Source organism: Pseudoalteromonas sp. S2755 (assembly GCF_005886535.1).
GTDB lineage: Bacteria > Pseudomonadota > Gammaproteobacteria > Enterobacterales > Alteromonadaceae > Pseudoalteromonas.
In genome coordinates, this window is the sequence record NZ_PNDS01000105.1 from 33421 (window position 1) to 52591 (window position 19171).

At 43.6% G+C, this 19171-nt stretch carries 15 protein-coding genes; 6 read left to right on the forward strand and 9 right to left on the reverse strand.

The genetic code is table 11. The features are described 5' to 3' along the window. Positions 1-480 precede the first annotated feature (480 nt). On the forward strand, positions 481-1683 hold the full coding sequence (locus CWC03_RS16490) for an MFS transporter (RefSeq protein ID WP_138582811.1): 1203 nt from the start codon (positions 481-483) through the stop codon (positions 1681-1683). Positions 1684-1808: 125 nt separating this feature from the next. Here CWC03_RS16490 and CWC03_RS16495 read toward each other — a convergent pair whose 3' ends face one another. The 4 genes from CWC03_RS16495 to CWC03_RS16510 are packed head-to-tail and all read right to left on the reverse strand — an operon-like array spanning position 1809 to position 4998. After that, positions 1809-3047 carry an ATP-binding protein gene (locus CWC03_RS16495; protein ID WP_138582812.1) on the reverse strand — a complete coding sequence of 413 codons (1239 nt, stop codon included), beginning with the start codon at positions 3045-3047 and terminating at the stop codon, positions 1809-1811. A 7-nt stretch (positions 3048-3054) separates the two neighbouring features. Continuing rightward, positions 3055-3744: a response regulator gene (locus tag CWC03_RS16500; RefSeq protein ID WP_010375648.1), complete on the reverse strand. Its 690-nt coding sequence runs from the start codon at positions 3742-3744 to the stop codon at positions 3055-3057. Next, positions 3744-4133, reverse strand: a complete 390-nt coding sequence (locus CWC03_RS16505; protein WP_138582813.1) for a DUF3019 domain-containing protein — start codon at positions 4131-4133, stop codon at positions 3744-3746. Before CWC03_RS16505 ends, CWC03_RS16500 begins: the two co-directional genes overlap by 1 nt. Further along, the gene (locus CWC03_RS16510; protein WP_249314059.1) at positions 4123-4998 is read right to left on the reverse strand and encodes a MipA/OmpV family protein; all 876 of its coding nucleotides are present in this window, start codon (positions 4996-4998) and stop codon (positions 4123-4125) included. The genes CWC03_RS16505 and CWC03_RS16510 overlap by 11 nt, the downstream gene beginning before the upstream one ends. Positions 4999-5208: 210 nt before the next feature. Here CWC03_RS16510 and CWC03_RS16515 point away from each other — a divergent pair, with 210 nt between their 5' ends. Then, positions 5209-7212 (forward strand): beta-propeller domain-containing protein, encoded by a 2004-nt coding sequence (locus CWC03_RS16515; protein WP_138582814.1) that lies wholly within the window; start codon positions 5209-5211, stop codon positions 7210-7212. Positions 7213-7303: 91 nt separating this feature from the next. Here the strand turns inward: CWC03_RS16515 and CWC03_RS16520 are convergent, their stop codons facing one another. Genes CWC03_RS16520 through CWC03_RS16535 form a run of 4 tightly spaced genes read right to left on the reverse strand, consistent with a single transcriptional unit; the run spans position 7304 to position 10431 of the window. Then, positions 7304-8557, reverse strand: a complete 1254-nt coding sequence (locus CWC03_RS16520; RefSeq protein WP_138582815.1) for a sensor histidine kinase — start codon at positions 8555-8557, stop codon at positions 7304-7306. Beyond that, a complete protein-coding gene (locus CWC03_RS16525) occupies positions 8557-9249 on the reverse strand; it encodes a winged helix-turn-helix domain-containing protein (RefSeq protein ID WP_138582816.1) in 693 nt (230 codons plus the stop codon). Before CWC03_RS16525 ends, CWC03_RS16520 begins: the two co-directional genes overlap by 1 nt. Positions 9250-9257: 8 nt before the next feature. Further along, entirely contained in the window at positions 9258-9629 is a 372-nt protein-coding gene (locus tag CWC03_RS16530) for a DUF3019 domain-containing protein (protein WP_138582817.1), read from the reverse strand. A 10-nt stretch (positions 9630-9639) separates the two neighbouring features. Then, positions 9640-10431, reverse strand: coding sequence for a MipA/OmpV family protein (locus tag CWC03_RS16535; protein ID WP_138582818.1), 792 nt, complete (start codon positions 10429-10431; stop codon positions 9640-9642). A gap of 246 nt (positions 10432-10677) precedes the next feature. On the opposite strand from CWC03_RS16535, the gene CWC03_RS16540 reads away from it, so the two are divergent. Continuing rightward, positions 10678-11835 (forward strand): serine hydrolase domain-containing protein, encoded by a 1158-nt coding sequence (locus CWC03_RS16540; RefSeq protein WP_138582819.1) that lies wholly within the window; start codon positions 10678-10680, stop codon positions 11833-11835. Positions 11836-11881: 46 nt separating this feature from the next. Here CWC03_RS16540 and CWC03_RS16545 read toward each other — a convergent pair whose 3' ends face one another. Beyond that, the gene (locus CWC03_RS16545) at positions 11882-14917 is read right to left on the reverse strand and encodes a TonB-dependent receptor domain-containing protein (protein WP_138582820.1); all 3036 of its coding nucleotides are present in this window, start codon (positions 14915-14917) and stop codon (positions 11882-11884) included. Between the two features lie 325 nt (positions 14918-15242). Here CWC03_RS16545 and CWC03_RS16550 point away from each other — a divergent pair, with 325 nt between their 5' ends. The 3 genes from CWC03_RS16550 to CWC03_RS16560 all read left to right on the forward strand — a co-directional run bounded on the left by CWC03_RS16550 (position 15243) and on the right by CWC03_RS16560 (position 18902). After that, a complete protein-coding gene (locus CWC03_RS16550) occupies positions 15243-17324 on the forward strand; it encodes a winged helix-turn-helix domain-containing protein (protein ID WP_249314060.1) in 2082 nt (693 codons plus the stop codon). A gap of 119 nt (positions 17325-17443) precedes the next feature. Beyond that, positions 17444-17917 (forward strand): peroxiredoxin, encoded by a 474-nt coding sequence (locus CWC03_RS16555; protein ID WP_138582821.1) that lies wholly within the window; start codon positions 17444-17446, stop codon positions 17915-17917. A 154-nt stretch (positions 17918-18071) separates the two neighbouring features. Next, positions 18072-18902, forward strand: coding sequence for a phytanoyl-CoA dioxygenase family protein (locus CWC03_RS16560; RefSeq protein ID WP_138582822.1), 831 nt, complete (start codon positions 18072-18074; stop codon positions 18900-18902). Positions 18903-19171: the final 269 nt, after the last annotated feature.

Sequence of the window (19171 nt, forward strand, 5' to 3'; positions counted from 1 at the left end):
TTCAAATGCTTCTGTTTCCCAAACATCAGTCAAATGGACTTAGGCGTTATCTCACCAAACCAAAGCGCTTTGTGCGCTCTCCTCAAAGACCTCACTAGCGTCATTATGTTGACTAATAATAGCTTGTTTTACAGTCGCTTATGCTTATTTTGGTGAAGCGGTTCTTAGTTTTCTTTATTGAGAATGATTTTTGTTCGTGATAATGTTGTTTGGAAACATAGCGCGTAATTTGTTTTTATTGCTTTCAGTCATTAGGATCTCACACAGAGTATCTTATAGGAGCGATAGAACGATACCCGCGGGAAGTTAATTGCTTCCTGAACAGACGGGTAGGGTGTGCAGACACGGCTGCAGGTATATTCCACCCCGTTGCTGAAAATCTGCTTCGGCGTAACTCTGATCCCCCACAGCAAGGCTTATGTAGCAATACAACTGATAGGGAAAATAACTGTGGTTCGGTCTAAATCAAAAGGAAACGAAATGACCAGTTTAGTCAACAATGAGGGGGGGCCAGAGGCGGGTGATGCATTTAGTCTGAAGCCGCTGATGTTTGAGACATTTGTTTGTACTATGGCTGTGATGGGGTTTACTGCGTTAGCAGGCCCTATTGCTCATGTGATTGGGCTCAAAGCATGGCAAATTGGCACGGCAATGACAGTTGCTGGAGTTGCATGGGTTATTATGGCACGGTTCTGGGGCAACCTTAGTGACCGAAAAGGCCGGCGCCCTGTGATACTCTTTGGGTTGGCAGGTTTTATCATTAGCTATGCATTTTTGGCAGTCTTTATCGACTTTGCGATGCAGACCGCAATAGTACCCGTGCTTGCATTTGCAGGCATAGTGATTGGACGTGGTATCGCTGGGATGTTTTATGCTGCGGTACCAGCGACCTGCGCCGCTTTAGTTGCGGATCATGTTGTGCCTAAACAACGTGCAGCAGCGATGGCGGGGATTGGTGCATCAAGTGCGGCTGGTATGGTGATTGGTCCTGGGTTTGTTGGACTACTTGGGCCTCTTAGCTTAAGTATGCCTTTGTATATTTCCGCAATGTTGCCCCTTATTGCCTTGATTGTTCTTTGGCGGGTACTGCCAAGGCACGAACGACATGCAAAACCCAGCAACAATCGCGTTCGTTTAACGGATGTAAGGCTACGTCGACCTGTTATTGTGGCTTTTATTGCGGCTTTTAGTGTGGCTGTTGCGCAGATCACGGTTGGCTTTTTTGTTCTTGATAGGCTTCAACTTGACCCTGCTGACACTGCGCGTGCTGCAGGGATTGCACTTGCGACTGTTGGTGTGGCACTGATTATCGCGCAAGTAGCACTCCAGAAGCTTGAATGGCAGCCCGCGCGACTAATTCAATTCGGCGGAGTCATCGCTGCCGCTGGATTTGTTTCTGCGATTTTCGCATCAGCGCCTATCTTGTTCTGGGTTTGCTATGGTGTCGCTGGCTTTGGTATGGGATGGATATATCCATCTGTCTCTGCTTTAGCTGCCAACTCGGTGGAGGCTGATGAGCAAGGTGCGGCTGCCGGAACTATTTCGGCGGCGCAAGGACTGGGTATTATAATTGGCCCGATTTGTGGAACTGTTATTTATGAGATAGAGATTGGGTTGCCGTATGGGCTAATAGCAGGAATGCTATTATTAGTCGCTCTGATCCCAGCTCGCCCTCGCGCTTAATCACCCAAAACTTGGGATAGTAACTTGCTCTTTAGCCGTTGTTATCCCTAAGGGTAGCGTCTTTCAACTTCTATATGCCTTGAATACACGCACATAGGTCAGCAGGTGTGCGTATGATCAGAGTTTCAAGATGAAGTGCGGGGCAAAGTCAGAGTGAACTTCGCACCGCCAAGTTCGGAGAACCCAACATGGCAACTGCCGCGATGCCAAGTGGCGATTTTGCGTACGATAGCCAGCCCTAGGCCATAACCACCGTTATCTTTGCTGCGACTTTCATCTAAGCGAGAGAAGGGAATAAAAACTGACTCCCACTGAGATTTAGGAATTCCATCACCGTCATCGTCAATATGGATATAGGCATTGCTTTTGTCACACTCAATATTAATCGCTATGGTTGAACGACCATATTTATCAGCGTTTTGGACGATATTTTGCAAAGCCCGAGAAAGGTAATGTAGGTTGCCTGAGATAATGACCGTACTGTTCATTTTGCTGAACGTTATTTTTTTGTCGGTAAGCTTATTGAGTTTGCTTATCTGATCGCTGACAAGTTCACAAAGGTTAATGGGCGTTATCTCAAGTTTCTCTACTTCAAATTCAAGCCGTGCGTAGGCTAGCATTTCATCAATCATCGCCTCCATTTCGACCACATCGTCCGCCATATCATTTGCCTGCTCACGACTTTGCTCCGGCAGCATAGCTAAAGCAAATTTGAGTCTGGCAAGTGGCGTGCGCAGATCGTGAGAAACCGCATTAACGAGTAGCTTTTGGTTTTCAATCAGCCTTGCGACTTGAGATGCCAAACCGCGGATCTGCTCGGTTAAATTTGAAATGGCAGAAAACCGGGAATGTCGGGTCGTTTTCGGCAGTTGACCTTGAGTGAGATTTTCGGTGATATATCTCAGTTGCAATAAATCAAGCCACAAGGGTCTTATCCACAGCATAAGTAAAAACGCGAGCACGGCATAAGAAAGCAACTTGATGATCCATTGTTTATTGGCGGCAGAAGCCGCCGGTGCTAATGGCCCTAATTGCAGCAGCAACGTTGAATCAGGTACTTTGAAAGTCAGCCAAGCGCGGCCTTCATCGTCAAAACTCGTTAAAATACCACCTTGAACTAAAGTGCTGGCTTGTTCAGGCAGCCAAGCGACATCATCCATGTTGAGTATTTTGAGCGTTTCTGACTCTTGGGGTAGCTGGTCTGAGGAAATCGTGGATTTCAGTGTGTTGGCAACCGCTTTTGCGTGCCGCAATTCATCGGGCGCGGAGTGCACCCAATGAGACCAAATGGCTTCGCTCACTTGGTTGATGACGACAATACTGGTAAACACAGCCAAATAGAGGCTGAGTAATAGTTTTAGCACAAATACACTAGCCCCAAGCAGACTTAGAGCAGAGGTAGCCCTTACCCCACACGGTAATAAGCCTCGCGGGTTGCTCTAGATTGTCGCCAAGCTTTTTACGCAAACGGCTAATACGTACGTCAACGCTTCTATCTAATCCGTCATATTCGCGGCCAACAACATGTTTATAGATATAGTCTCGACTCAGCGTTTCGCCCGCATGGCCTGCCAATGTCTTTAGTAAATCAAATTCATAACTCGTGAGCTCAACCTCATCGCCAGCCAAATAGACCTTTCGGTCCGATTTATCTATCTGTAATTCGCCTAAGGTAATGGAGTCAGACTGAACTTCATCATTTTGTGTGCGTCTTAATAGCGCATTCAAGCGGGCAAGTAGCACATATGGCTCAACAGGCTTGATAATGTAATCATCAGCACCAATTTCAAGCCCTTTTACATGGTCGAAGTCGCTGTCTTTGGCGGTAAGAAATAAAACCGGCCCTTTAAACTCACCACGCGCAGCTTTGCAAATAGAAAAACCATCAAGTCCCGGTAGCATAATATCTAAAATGAGAATGTCGGGTTTTTCTGCTTCAATCGCTTTAATGGCGTTAATACCATTGTGTAATTGAACGACTTCAAAACCATTATGGATTAAGAACTTTGCGGTTAACTCCGCTAGTTTTACATCATCTTCGACAAGTAATACCTTGGCCATTAAAACACACTCCAATCGCTTCTGAGTTTGCGCCTATACTGTTGGTTGACGCTTGTGTGTACTTCAATATTTTGTTTTGCAACAACGTTATTTTTAGCATCTTTTAGGGTAAAGAGCATGGACTTTGAGAGTTGGATAATTTGTGTTGATTTTGCCTCCTTGGCCTGCTCCCAGCATTGTAATTTTTGTTTTTCCTGAAATAAACAGAGGTTCATTTTAGCGGGCGATTGCCAAGCAATTTTTGCCGTCATTTCACAACGTTGCCCTGCTTGTTTCACCATACATGTAATCGGTTTTATTTCTAAATTAATGCCATTGTTGGGTTTGGTTAAAGCTCTACTTGGTGCGCTGAAAATTATAATTATGATTAAGTACAACCTAAAATTCATATTTTCCCCCGACAAAAACCGTCGCGGTATAGCTATCCTCGACTATCGGGCTATCTGTCATTGTGCTATCAAGTTGCTGATATTTGGCGTTAAATTTAAAGGTCCAAGACTCACTTACGGGATAAGAGTAAGCAAAGCTAACATAAGGCTGGAAGCTTGAGCTGCCTTTATACCATAGTTCACTATTCGGAGTATCCGCTTTGTCTATGCCATAGTAATAGTCCACCAGTTGTCGACTTTTCCATTTTAGCCCCGCTTTAATAAACACATAAGTGTTAGGTGTATTATCGAATCTAAAACGATAGCTAACTCCAACATCAGCATTGTAACCTTGGTAAGTGTTGGTGATATCGGTAAGCCATGATGCGCTGATTTTTACGCTATCACTCATTATCCAGTGCGCTAAAACGCCGCCATCTATGGCCCATTTTCTCGATTCAATATCATCTAAGGAGATAGCGGTTTGCTCTGCGGCAAATTCACCGCCAGGCAGCTCATTACTGGCATCAAACCCCATTTTTTGCACGAATATATTACTGGGGTGAAATTTCTCGAAATAGGCTTGCTCGGTATTAAATGTGCCGATCAAGCTAAGGTCAAATTTATCAGTGTAGTGAAAGGTGTAGCCCAAAGTCCCATTATCAAGAAAGAGGTGTTCACCGTAATAACTAATATAGGGCACAACAACCAAAGGAATGTTTTCACCGTCATGGAGTGGGTTGGAGATCACGCCGCCGCCAAGCGCAATGCCAAATCGCCATTCACCGACTGGCGTACACTCGCTGTCATTGGCGTCACATGGCACCGCTGTGGCACTTACCTGAGTGGTGCTCAGCAAGGTTAAGGCCATTAATAACTTATTCAACTTGGAACTCCAGCTCTGAATTTGGGCTTTGCACTGGCTTTTTAGAGGTGTCAATCAAAGCGTATTATTACTACCAGTGTAATTTACCAGTCGCTGTACAAATTACCAGAAAGGGTAACATTAAATAACAAAACAAGTAGCGAAGATAACAGAAATTTTAGTGTGAAAGTTTAGGCTTACGGTGGCACTTAACTTACAAGGAAACATATCATGAGATGCAAAATTTGGCTCAGTCTTCCGCTTGCCGCTAGCCTTTGCGCATGTGGTGGTAGTAGCGACAATGATGAAGATAAATTACCAGAACTTAACACGCTAAATAATAGCTCTGCGCCGTTGAAGTCAGCTTCATCAGCACAGTTTAGTCAGTTTATTAAAAACGGCATTTTCGTTGCCAGCGGTGGGTTGAATAATGGCGATGATTTGGAAAATCCATCAGCAACCACAGATAGTGCACCTTATTCCGGCACCAATCAACTGGTTGAAGGGGTATCAGAAAGCGACCGGATTAAATTCGATGGCCGTTACTTATTTATCGGTGGCTCGACCAGCGTTGCATATGCGGATACTGACAGCAAAACCTTCGTTAGGATCTTAGATACAGAGGCTACGGATGTCCCTACACAAGTTAATGAATTAGCGGTATCAGATTCAGAGTTTGCAAGCCAAAATCTTTACCTTAAAAACAATCAACTCATCAGCGTATTAATGGACTATGAGTATGATTTTGCTGATGATATGTCATCGCTAGAGGTGCAACCTGAGATCAATTATCAAGGCGTGATTGAGCTTGCTTTTAGTAACGTATCCCTGCCCGCTCAGGCTGAAGTCGAAAAGCGCTTTCAAATTGATGGTTCATTAGTTGGCAGCAGATTAATCGGTGACAAACTCTATGTTATCGCCGACCACACGTTACGCTACAGTGGTTTTAATAGCGCTGACAAAGTAGCAAGCTACAATCGCTTAATGGACACTAACATTAACGATTTACTACCCCAATTTAGAAATTTAAAGCAAGGAAGTGTAGCGCCACTGGTTGCCGCAGATGGCTGTTATTTGCCAGCAGATGCTACCGCGCAAGATGGATATAATGGCTTAACAACAGTGACTGAGATTGACATTCGCAATCCTGATGAGGTGAAAACAACTTGCGTCAGTACGCGCACCTATGGCTTTTATATGTCTGCAACAGCTGTGTATCTTTACAATTACTCCTTTAATGGCAGTGATGGTGATGTCAACACATCAATCTGGGATCCATCAGGCATAGTATTACATAAGTTATTGTTAACGAATGAAGGGGTGAGATACCAAGCAACAGGTGAGGTGGAAGGTCAACTTGCTCGTGTCAGCGATACGATGGCTGCGACTCGATTTGATGAAAAAGATGGCGTTCTGCGCGTTGTAACGAGTCAGTATGATACAGATATCGGTAATAGCCATAAGTTGTATATGCTCGAACCACAAGGGAATGAACTCAACACCGTGGCGACGCTACCAAATAGCCAAAATCCAACCCCTATTGGCAAGGTTAATCCGGATACGGGGCTTGTGGATGAAGATATTTATGCGGTTAGATATTTTAACGATACCGCCTATATCGTGACCTTTAGACAAATAGATCCTCTCTACGTTCTGGACTTATCTGACGCGTCACAGCCTAAAATCGCGGGAAGTATAGAGGTCCCTGGTTTCTCTTCTTATTTACACCCTGTTGGTGACGGTTTGCTTCTTGGAGTAGGTCAGCACCTTGGAGAGCCTGATGGAAACGTGCAGCCTGGCACCAAAGTGAGTTTGTTTGATGTTGCAAATCCTGCTGACCCCAAACTGTTAAAAGATCATACCTTTGCTGGGGGATTTACACCGCTGGAATATGACTACCGTACATTAGCCATGCTAAAAGATAATACCTCGGTAACCCGGTTCACTTTGCCGATTGTTTACTGGAATACAGAGCAAGTGAATGAAAGTAGTTATAACTGGTATAGCCAAAACGATCTCGCCGCATTTGAAATTATCCACGGTGTGGACTCAACACTCACTTATCGCGGGAGTAGCCGTGCAGAGGTAGCAACACCCATATCGAGTGACAAAGCACTCGGGTATACCGAAGCAGATAGGGGCCTTATTCAGGCTGATAAACTGCTTTATATCCATGGTAACTATGTGTGGCAGAGTAATTGGCAAACGCCTGCTGACAACAGTGGACCACATTAACCTAACTCCCTTTGAATATTAGGTTGTTGTACACTGTTTCGTTGCCAAGCGGTGAACTGTAGCACTGCTTACCACAGCTTCAGAGTTAACGTTACTTTTGCTGAGTCTGTATCAGCGAAACAGTGATTTTGGCCCCGCCCAGCGCGGGGCTTTTTTGAATTACAATGGTACCACCAAAACGAGTGACTATACGTTGCACAAAGGCCAAGCCAATGCCATACCCTGTTTGTGATTGAGAATCGTCGCGATAAAATGGTAGTAACACTTTGTCTCGAACCTCGTTACTTATACCTATCCCGTCGTCTTCAATAATAAACTTAACCTTGTCATTATCGACTCGAGTTTCTAGTGATATTTTAGCGTTGGCATATTTTATCGCGTTAGATAATAAGTTATTGATTAGCATGCGTAAGTACTGACCTTCACCGATTATCCAGCAAGGTTTTGACGAAAGTTTTAGTGTTAAGTCTTGATGGTGGGCGTTATTGGCTAACTGGCGAGCCACAGCATTCAAGTCAACAGGCTGAAGTTCCACATCGTCAAGACGGTGCTGCAATCTTGCGTAATCTAAAATAGCATCGATCACTTGCTCCATTTCATCAAGGTTTTGGTTGATCCTATCTTCGTACTGTGCCCGCAGCTCATCATCATGAGTTTCAACCAGTGTATCTAGCCCCATTCTTACCCTTGCAAGCGGCGTACGTAACTCATGAGAAAGTCCGCTGCTTAATAGCTTCATGTCAGTCATTAACCCGGCTATTTGTCGTGCCATTTGATTAAACGCTTGCTCAATATCCTTTAAGTACCATACCGTACCGACTTGCACGCGGGCGTTGAGTTCGCCCTTACCCAGCTGATGTGCGGCATTTTTGAGTTTTAACAGTCTGGCAATAAATGGGGTTAAAAAGGCGACGACAACAACGATAACGATAGCGTAAAATAACAAGGTCATGAGCAGACCATATTTAGTCTGCAATTGCTTCTGCATTGTTAAAATGTAGACACTATCTTCGCTTATAAGTATGCAAGCGCTCACGGAGGATTCGCTTTCGAGGTAAATAAACCGCTGCTGAGAGAGTTTGCGGCTTAAGCTCACAGGAAGTGGGTAGTCGGCTCTTGGTACAAGTTGAGCGGTTAGTGTTTGGTGCAGTGGGATCGCAATAATTTGTGATTCAGGTATGTTGTCTTTAGCCATTGCGGCAATAATTGGTGCGGTTGTGCTAAGTGGATCGTAGTGGGCTTCATTATTCTCTGAGGATGAGGCGATAAGCGTGTCAAATATCAAGCCTGTGATAATGCTTGCGAGCGTTAAGATGGTAAGCAAAGCAAACACGAAGCGCCACATTACCACACGTCCTTCGCCAACTGATATCCTTTACCCCATACCGTCTTTATTTTAAATGGGTTTTGGCCATCATCACCTAGCTTCTTTCTCAGTCGCGAAACACGCAAATCTATAGAGCGGTCAAACCCATCATAATCAAATCCTCTGAGTGCTTTAGTAAGCTCATCTCGGGTAACAATTTTTCCGACTTTACTGGCAAGTACCCAAAGCGCATCAAACTCATTGCTGGATAAGTTAACGGGCTGCCCAGCAAGAGTAACGCTTCTGTCTTCTTTATTGATATAGAGAGCGCCAAACTCAAGTGTTTGTTTGGGAACGGTATCTTGAGGATGATGGCGCCTTAATAGCGCTTTTATGCGAGTTTCTAATAACCTGCCTCTTACTGGCTTTTTGAGATAGTCGTCAGCACCCATCTCTAAGCCAATAATTTCATCAATTTCCTCATCCCTTGCTGTTAGCATTAATATTGGGATGCTTAGCGACAGACGAAGTTGCTTGCAGACTTCAAAGCCATCTAAATTTGGCAGCATACCATCTAAAATCACCAGAGCAGGAGGCGCCGCCAAAACGTGCTCCAGCCCGTCTTGACCATCATGATATAGCCGCACTGAAAATCCCTTGGTAGAGAGGTAATCACTCAGCCACTGAGCCAATTCTTTATCGTCTTCTATTAGGACTAACTCGGCTACCACAGCTACTCCTAGAAAAGTCGCCAACGCACGGCGTTACTTCTTTGTTGTTTAAATACCCAAGCATATTGCAGCGCATAGCTTGCGAGAATGTCTTTGTTATCTTTTAGGGTAATGAGTAAGTCTTTCTCGACTAAGATTTCGCCTTGCCAACTGGCGGTTTTTTGCTGTTGCCAGCAAACTAACTCTTTTTCATCGGCATGGAGGCAAAAATTACCGGTCACCGAGGTTTGCCAGGTCACTGAGAGGTCGATAAAACACTCTTGGCCTTGTTCGAGCGCAACACATTGCCCTGGTTTTACGGTCCATACGGGGACGTTAATTTTTTCTTTCGCTTGAGTTTGCATTGCGAGTAGGGCTAAGCCAAATAGTCGTTTTTTCATATTCAGCTCCTCAAAAAACGTAGCTAAGTGACAAGCCAATGCTTTCACCATGCTCAATTCTATCGTTAAAACTGACAATTGCTTTGGTGATAGGACTATCCATAATACCTGATGCATATTTGGTGTAGCTGACGTGGCCATCGACTATCCAATTTTCTGTTAAAGCGCGTGAAAATCCGAGCTTTACCCCAAGATTTGCCCCGCCTTTGGCATCGTAACCTTTAAATGGTGCGCCACCGTAGTAATAATCTAACATGGCCGAGTTTCGGTATTGTGCACCGACTGCGCTATAAAAGTGCCAGTTTTTGTATTGCCAGGGTTTAGAAATCCATAATGAAGCGTAGCGACCATCTGAATAATCTGAGTTAATCACTTTTGGTGCAACAATAGCTCTAATTTGTAAGCCAAATACATCCCCTGTAGCTCTTACCCCAAGATAAGACGAAGTACTTAGCTCATAGCGAGTCCCGCCAAAACGGTAATTTATTCGCCCATGAGCGGTTGAGAGTAGGGCATCAAATTCCCAATTTTCTGTTTCATAAAACTGATAACCGAGTGCAAGTGCTGGGTCAAACTTCTCAGCGCGGCCTGGAAACTCGACAAATAGACCATTACTAAAATAGTAGGCACCATGTACAGTAGGCAAAAGCGAGGTCTTGGCATTATTGTAAATATCGCTGTTGTAGTTTATCCCGTAACCAATGGCCAGATAGCCGTGACCTTCTTTTTTTGCGTCAGTGCTTTTGGCCTGCGCTGTACTTGCGGCCATAAGTGAGGCTGCAATCAATAAATGTGTTTTCATAGCAATTTCTATTAGTTATTAATTTGCTAGTTACTGTAGTGAGTGTAAGCGAGTATAGCTGTATCGACTTTCTGCAAGTTGTATCGAATTGTATCAAGCTTGTTCTGGCCTTCCATAATGGTCTGACATTATGCATGAAAATAAAGGAAGTCGTTACTGTTTGATACATTTTGAAAAAGTCAGAGACAGCATGGCGTACATACCTTAGTTATTGTTTTATCACTTAAACGAAACGAGGTATTTCTCATGAGAACACTAAAACTGGTCACATTATTGTGTGGTGGACTGTCATTATTTGGCTGTAATGATAGTCAGTCGACGTCGAATGATAACCTGAACCCTGTCTCTCCTTCTGTTGCGGTAGATGATTTTCAAGGAATGCTCGAACAAAGTGTTGAAGCGGGTATCCCTGGTATTGTGCTTTATATCGATTCACCTTCAATTCAATTTCAAGGTGCTGCAGGGTTAGCAGATAAAGAAAACATGATACCCATGACCACGGACGCTAGGATCCCAAATGGCAGTGCGGGGAAAAAAGTAACTGCGCTCTTAATGGCGATGTTGCATGAACAACAGTTATTAGATCTAGATGCACCGATAAGTGACTATTTGTCTGACGAACTTTTACAACAGATAGAAAACAGTGACGAAATGTATGTTCGGCAGTTACTCAACCATACGGCTGGATTATATGATTATCTCAATGATGCTAACGGTGAATTTTTTGCTGCAGTATTACAACAGCCAGACTTAATAAAAACGGACAGCTTTGCACTGCAGTTTGCCCTTAATCAAGACGCCAATTTCAAACCCGGAGCTGCGTGGAAATATTCTAATACCGGATATTTATTGGCGGGCCTAATTATGGATAAAGTTTTGGGGGAGCATCACTCAAAGGCGATGCGTGAGTATATCTTTGAACCATTTGGCTTAAGTAGTATGAGTTATGGAGGGATCGAAAAGGCGTTTGGTGAAATTGCATCAGGGTACTTCGTTGATGATGAGGGCAGTGAAATTAATACGCAGCCTTACTACGCCAATATTGGTGTGGCTGATGCGCCGATTGTATCGACGGCTAAGGATCTTGGTGACTTATTTAAAATAATGATAACGAGCCCAGATATTCCCGCTAAGGTGCGTGAGCAATTGCTAGGCGAATCTGTATGGGTGGATACTGATGTCATCGGACAGCAATACAGCATGGGTATCTTTATCGAGCACGTCGGAAATAAACCGGTTTATCATCATAACGGTGCTGAGATTGGGTACGCGACGTTAAATTGGTATCTGCCGTCAGAAAACATGGTTATGAGCGCAATTATTAATTGCCAAGGCTACAATCAATGCAATGCAGAGATTGATAAAATCTCAGATAAATTACGCGATACACTTTTTGGTTTGTAAAGATAAGGGGCTACTCAGTGGTAGCCCCTCGGATCAATGCAGAAGTCTAAAACTGGTATTTTGCCCCAATAAACGCAAAGCGTCCTACGCCTGAGCCATAGGCGCTATCAAAATTACCTGTACCGCCGACGATGAACGGACCTTTTTCGTCGAACAGGTTATTCACACCACCATAAACAGAGAGAGTGCGGTTATCGCCTAGCTCCATGCTGTAGTTTACCGTTAAACTATGAGTCGTAACTGATGGCAGCGCACCTTGCCAGAGCGGCTCTGGATTGGCTATACAGGTTGTTTCACCTGTTGCACAGCGTTCATTATTCTTCTCGATAGCAGCTTGCCAGTCTTCATATCTCGAACGGCTGGCTTCTACTGCACCTTTATATTTTGTGCTCCAACGTACACGCCAATCATTCTTATACCAAGTCAGTGAAATAGCGCCTTTGTCTTCAAAAATATCGGTGCTGAGGTAGCCTTCATAAAGGTCTTCGTATTGCCCGTCAGGACCCGTACTGGTGATTGAGTATTCGATCACGTGTGTCCAATCGGCTTTCACCTTAAAGCTACCGTAATCGCTAGCGTCATACACATACTCTAGTGCGATATCGTAACCCTTAGTGCGGATCTCATCCGTGTTGATGACACGTTGATTGACTTCATAAATCTGCCCTTCTTCATCGCGTTTAATATCACGACAAAACTCGTTACTATCACCGAATTCCATAGACGAAGCGTAACAGAACTTAATGATGTCTTCGTTAGCCAGTGAGCTTACCGCATCATCAATTTGAATATCGTAGTAATCTAGCGCAATTCTAAAATCCGGCGCAAAGGAAGGCGCTAAAGATAAACCAATGGTGATGGTATCTGCGGTTTCTTCAAACAGCTCGCTATTTCCTGAGTTGGGTGAGTAGCCGTTATTTTCGTCTTCAAAAGTACCTTCAGCGGCTATAGTGGCTTGTATTCCCGCATCTTTGCGGCAGTTGTCATGGCCTGCATCGGTTGACGTCGCGGTAACACCATCACAGATATCATCAAAGCTATCATAGTCGCCACGAGGTGGTGACATAAGTTCGGTGATTGTCGGTGCTCTCATGGCTCGAGCCCAGTTTGCACGAATGGAATAACCTTCGATTGGCTCATAAATAAAGCCAGCCTTGTAACTTTGGATTAATCCCGTATTTGCCCAGCTGTAATCTGCGATACGAGCAGAGACCTCAGCGCTAAGCGATTTTGCCATTGGCGCGTCTTTTAATAGCGGTAACGATAATTCACCGAAGATTTCACGAACGCTTACATCGCCTTCAAATGTAGGAACATAGTTAAACGTTACGCCACCATTTGGCACGTTGGTTGATACGCTCTGTGTATCTTTTCTATATTCAAAACCAAATGCCGAGCCAACAGATCCAGCCGGGAGCTCAAATAAATCACCTGTAACAAAGCCAGATACCGTCACTTGGTCTATATCGGTCGTAATGGAAGGATTGGCGCGAATATAGTCTGCCGCTTCGGGCGTGATTGAGCCTTCTCCGAATAAATTAATTGGTACACAGCCTTGGCTACGTGCTTGCTCATCTTTACACTGAATCGTACCATCAGCAAGGCGCTCAGCATTTAGCGCTTGTTTAACTCGCGCAACGTAAATTTCGTTACTGCGGGTTTGTTCTTGCTTAAATTTACCGTAGCCTACAGAAACATCCCATTCCCAATCATCCCAGATGTAGCCACGTAGGCCACCCCAAGATCTGATAGTCGTTCTTTCATTGCTATTGACGATATTACCAACTTCAGTAAATAGCCTATCCCACTTTACGCCTTTTGAGCTTGCCTCAGCTCGAATTGCTTCTGGCATATATGGGTTATCATAGGGGATACGGCCCATGCAGTCGGAGCCAAATTGATTACTGTTTGGGTCATAGGTCACAATCGCATCGCACTCATCCTCACTTTCTGGTGATTTAACATTCCGCGAGGTATTGCGGCTATATTGCAGTTGGAAGTAAGCTTCTATGCCAGAATCAAATTCGTACTCTGTTTTAACTGCCGCTGAGAGATCTTTGTCAGGCACCTTTAACATCGTAAATTGGTTGAAATTGATACCGTGAAGCTCTTCTTGCCAATCGTCACGTAAGGTAGTGCCGTCATACCAAAAGCCGGAGTTAGGTTTGGCACTGCTTGATTCATCAAATACACCACCGGGAATTGAGTCGCTTAAACTTGCCCACTGGGATTTATCAATATCTCTCATGCAATGATAGGCACTTTTTGTATCAGGATCGTAGTCGGCAGTGAGCATCACGTTGCACATACGGTCGGTATCGTAGTCCCAGCTATCTTGTTGCTGAGCACGCTTCCTGTCCCAGTAGCTTAGCCCCTTTTCTTCGTCGTATGTAGCACTGACAAATAAGTAGCCTTTACCATTATCGTAAGTCGTGCCGTAATCAGCATTTACCGTATATTCACGAGCGCCGCCTTCGGTACTTTCCCCACCCCGAGCACTAAATGTAGCCCCTTCTTGATCTTGCTGAGTAATGATGTTCACAACACCTGCAACTGCATCGGAGCCATACGCCGCTGATGCACCACCAGTAATGATTTCAACTCGCTCAACCATACCTTTGGGAATGGTTGATAGGCTTACATAGTTGCCCGAATAACTGTTAGAAACTACTCGCCTACCATCAATCAAAGTGAGCGTCCTACTGACACCTAGTTCGCGGAGGTCGATGGTTGAAAGCCCTGTATTTTGAACACTGCTTTGCGAGTTACCATTGCCAGTTCCTTCACTGACCTGAGGCATTTCTTCATAGAGAATTTCTGAAAGCGAACCGAAGCCTGCATCATTGAGAGACTCAGCCCCCATAGTGGCGATAGGAGTCGGCACCGAGAAGCTATCACGCTTGATGCGAGAACCGGTGATGACGATTTTTTCTAGTGACTTATCTTCACTTTGCTTTGTAACTACCGAACTACTTTGTTCAACTTGTTGACGGTCAACTTTTTGCTCTTCTGCAGTTGCTGTATTACTACATGCTAGCGCAATAGATAGGGCGAGTAATTTAATATTATTGTTAGGTGACACGGGAGTCCCTCTTTTAATTTCTGATTGTTGTTTATTTATTAGATAGTTAGGGCTTGTTGAAAGAAGTACATACCTCATTGTTTTGACTAAGCAAAAAAGCATTGCACCTCATTTTAGCCATTGTGACCGTCACTATAATTCATGCAACGAATTGGACATCTATTCTTTGACGTTTTTAACTCTATTTAATATCTATTAAAAAATAAGCATATAATTCAGATTGTTATATCTTTTTTTTGAGGTGTTGCATTGTTGCCATGATGTTTATCGCGTTACTTTTGTCTTTTGGTCACTAATTTAGGTATGATTTACAACGTGTTTACTCATGGCTTTAAAAATGCAGCACAGTGCGACTTATCAGTTATTAGATGTCAATATTGATCCGGTTGGACATATTTTGTCCAGTGCCGGGCAGGAGTGTTGTGTCCAGCCTAAATTTATCGAAGTGTTGACAGTATTGGCGCTTGCTTACCCAAGCGTAGTTACTCGAGAAGAAATCATTGAGCAGGTTTGGGGGGGGAATCTATTTGTTGGAGAGAAAGCGCTAACTAATGCAATTTGGCATCTTCGCAAAACTTTTAAAACCCTACTTGCAAGCAACAAAGAAGAAAGCGGTACTGCTGATTTTGAGGTGATCGAAACCATAAGAAAGTCTGGATATAGACTAAAAGTACAGCCAATCTTTATTGATATTAAGGCTACTCCCTGTAAGCCTGATGAGCAAAGTGTACCTTTCAAGCTCAAAGTGACAGGGATAGTAGCTACACTATTCATTCTACTCAGTGTTTTTATATATTTCTTAGTTGAACAGTCAAGTCATCAACTCGAAGGCGTGACTGATTATCCTGGACGTGAGCTATTTCCTAGTGTTTCCCCGAATGAGCAGTACCTAGCATTTGCTTGGCGGAAGTTTGGCAGCCATGCAGGGCTATATTTAAAAAATCTAAAACGTCCTGATGAACCCCTTGAAGTATTAGTAGATGGTCCTGGAAATGTGTCGGTATCAGTGTGGGGGCGAGATAACCGCACGCTCTATTATATAGAGAAGCATTCAGGGACATGTACGGTTAAGTCACTGGATATAGAGACCAAAACACAGTCAAATATAGCTAGCTGTATTGCAGATACGACCACTACCTTAAGCTATTCTAATGAAAAAAACCTTCTTGGATTTATCGCAAAACAAGACCTTACGGATCCTCCAAAAGTAACCTTGCTAAATTTAAACGATAAAACAGCGACTGAATTAGGTTGTGAGCTAGATTGTGAAGGGGGGAGGCTTGAAAGTATTGCGCTTTCTCCCGATGCCAAGCAAATCGTGATTAGTCGCAACTTGCCGAACGGACTTGAAAATCTCTATTTGAAAAACTTGGATACAGGGAGGGAAGTTAAAATATTAAGTGGGCGTGATGATTTGCGTGGCGTGAGTTGGCATCCCAATGATGATTATTTGGTTGTATCAATGATTGAACACGGCACACGCAGCGCGTATAAACTTTCACTTGAAGGTAAAGTATTGGGGACATTGCCATTTAATGGGTTAAGTTACCCAAGTTTTAGTCAATCAGGTCGTTTATATTTTCATGACTGGAACATCAATACTTCTATTATGAAACTTGACCTTAACGCGCAAGTCACCAGTTCACCCTTTCCATTACTACAATCACAAACTAGCTTCCGTTATCCCAGTTATTCAGCTGTGTTGGAGCGTTTACTCTTTGTGTCTAACCAATCAGGATTTGATGAAATTTGGGTGTCTAATTTGAAAGGCGATCAACGAATACAACTGACAGATCTTGGGTTACAAGCAATGCACCCTGCATGGTCACCTGATGGCACAAAAGTAATTTTTACTACAAAGTCACACCAAGGAAGCCAACTTCAACTTTTGGATATGGCCACTAAACAAGTAACGCAGCTAGAAACTGGGCTAAAGTATCACGGTAAACCCAGCTGGTCTCAAGACGGTAACTCAATTTATATTTCTGATGACAACAATATATTTCGCATCTTTCTTGATTCAAAACGCGCTCCAGTGAAGTTAACTACTGGCACCACTGCGCTTGAACATAGCGGGATGTTGTACGTATATAAAAGCGAGACACAAGAAATGTGGCGTATCGATCAGGCAACTGGGGTCGACACGTTGTTATTTGAAAATGCACACTTGGCTTCGAGCGCAAGTTGGTCAGTATCTGACGCTGGGCTTTACTATTTATATGTTCGTCGAGGGGACTTTCGGATTAGTTATTTCGACTTTAACAGTAAAGCGCACAAAGACATTATCCGTGTGCCAGAACGTAGCTTTAGCCGAAGTCGCGGGCTTGCATATATAGCAGAAAAGCAATGGTTGCTATTTACTGGTTACGAAATCCCACAAGTAGATATAAAACGAATCGAAATGTAGTCATGAGTCACAATTTCTCGACTATCATAACCACAGGTTTGGATAAGAAATTAGCTATCCCAAGCTCAGGTTATATAACAAACTCAAGGCAATTAGCCCTTAGATGAAGGATTTAAACAATGATTGAAGTTGGACAAAAATTACCACAAACCGAGTTGAGCGAACTTACCTCAGACGGCATGGTTAATCACGAAGTGACAGCGTTGTTCGCTGGTAAGAAAGTAGTACTGTTTGCGGTTCCTGGTGCCTTTACACCAACTTGCTCAGCGTCTCATTTACCCGGTTTTGTCGTGAATGCAGATAAATTTGCAGAAAAAGGTGTTGATATCATCGCTTGTGTATCGGTAAACGATGCCTTTGTAATGAAAGCTTGGGGTGATGCACAAAATGCAGAAGCAATTATGATGCTTGGAGACGGCGATGCAAGCTTTACCAAAGCGTTAGGACTTGAAATGGATACCGGTTCATTTGGCGGTGTACGTTCGCAGCGCTATGCTATGATTATTGAAGACGGCGTCGTGACAACACTCAATGTAGAACAACCTAAGCAATTTGAAGTTAGTAAAGCAGAAGCTATTTTAGATGCTCTATGACTGTAAAATTCAATGACCTGAAGTTCAGGTAAATAATACCAGTTCGCTTTGAATGGCCTAAAGGTGCGCTTGTCTGAGCGAATTGGTATGAAAAAGAACAACTATTTTTAAGCCACTGATAAGAGGTGATAAATATGCACTCTGATTGGGCTAAATGCCTCTTAGCTTTTATAAAGCCGCATGGGGGTTAATTTATTTACTGGTATTTTCCGACAATGTCAGAGGTCAATATGTGATGGTAAAGTCAGCTCATGATTTTGACGAATGTGGCTACGTTATAAAACACAATTTTATACCGTCCGGCGAACTAAACAAAATAAAGCAAGTCGTTTTAGCGTTTCATCATGCGTGGCGGGCTGACAATAATGACTTTTATCAAAACAGAGCCGTAAATTCTGCCTATCTTACTGCACCAAAGTACCTAGGCGAACAGCAAAGGCTTGTCCTTTTTCAATTCATTGCTTCTACTCCTCTGGTGTCTCTAGCCGCATCCATATTGTCGGGTGAGTTTAGGTTTATGAATACTCAGCTATTTTTTAACCCAGTGAACACTACTCAACTCAATTACTGGCACCGAGATCCGCAATACCATTTAACCATCGAAGAGCAAAAACAAGCGTTGTTGTCGGGGCCCGAAGTGGTTCACTTTCGGTTAGCACTGGAAGATGAGCCCGGAATAGAATTGATACCAGGTACCCACAAGCGTTGGGACACAGTTCAAGAGTTAAATGTGAGGTTAGAGCAATCAGGGCATCATAATCATGAAAGTCTGTTAGAAGGTAAAACTATTCCACTGAAAGCGGGTGATCTTCTTGCTTTCTCAGCCAATATGATACATCGCGGTATTTATGGCAAAAATAGGTTGGCACTTGATATATTATTTTGTGACAGTGACCCCAAACTCACTCAGTATATTAATCAAGAGTGTTTACCTGAGGAAGAAATGCTGACGTTACTTGACGTACCAACTGTTTTTCACCGTTAAGTAGTTTATTTCGAGGTAAGTAAAGCTCAACACGATTAGCTCTTGTTGAGCTTAAAATATGAATTAATTAACCTGAGCTGCGGATAATTAATGCCTTTCTAGCAGCCAGTTTTAGCGCTAACTGCGTTGAATTCACTTCCAATAGCGAGCTATTGGTGCGTAAATTCGCCTTGCCTACAAGGATGTAGGTACTTGGGCGGTAGCAGGACGCGAGATCGGAGCTATCCCCAAAACTCTCTGGCTAGATAAGAAGATAGTTTAAGGTGATT

What these genes read in the sequence shown, in the direction of transcription:
- CWC03_RS16490 (WP_138582811.1), top strand. Translation starts at nt 481, where the DNA reads ATGACCAGTTTAGTCAACAATGAGGGGGGGCCAGAGGCGGGTGATGCA.
- CWC03_RS16500 (WP_010375648.1), bottom strand. Translation starts at nt 3,744, where the DNA reads ATGGCCAAGGTATTACTTGTCGAAGATGATGTAAAACTAGCGGAGTTA.
- CWC03_RS16505 (WP_138582813.1), bottom strand. Translation starts at nt 4,133, where the DNA reads ATGAATTTTAGGTTGTACTTAATCATAATTATAATTTTCAGCGCACCA.
- CWC03_RS16515 (WP_138582814.1), top strand. Translation starts at nt 5,209, where the DNA reads ATGAGATGCAAAATTTGGCTCAGTCTTCCGCTTGCCGCTAGCCTTTGC.
- CWC03_RS16520 (WP_138582815.1), bottom strand. Translation starts at nt 8,557, where the DNA reads ATGTGGCGCTTCGTGTTTGCTTTGCTTACCATCTTAACGCTCGCAAGC.
- CWC03_RS16530 (WP_138582817.1), bottom strand. Translation starts at nt 9,629, where the DNA reads ATGAAAAAACGACTATTTGGCTTAGCCCTACTCGCAATGCAAACTCAA.
- CWC03_RS16535 (WP_138582818.1), bottom strand. Translation starts at nt 10,431, where the DNA reads ATGAAAACACATTTATTGATTGCAGCCTCACTTATGGCCGCAAGTACA.
- CWC03_RS16540 (WP_138582819.1), top strand. Translation starts at nt 10,678, where the DNA reads ATGAGAACACTAAAACTGGTCACATTATTGTGTGGTGGACTGTCATTA.
- CWC03_RS16550 (WP_249314060.1), top strand. Translation starts at nt 15,243, where the DNA reads ATGGCTTTAAAAATGCAGCACAGTGCGACTTATCAGTTATTAGATGTC.
- CWC03_RS16555 (WP_138582821.1), top strand. Translation starts at nt 17,444, where the DNA reads ATGATTGAAGTTGGACAAAAATTACCACAAACCGAGTTGAGCGAACTT.
- CWC03_RS16560 (WP_138582822.1), top strand. Translation starts at nt 18,072, where the DNA reads ATGCCTCTTAGCTTTTATAAAGCCGCATGGGGGTTAATTTATTTACTG.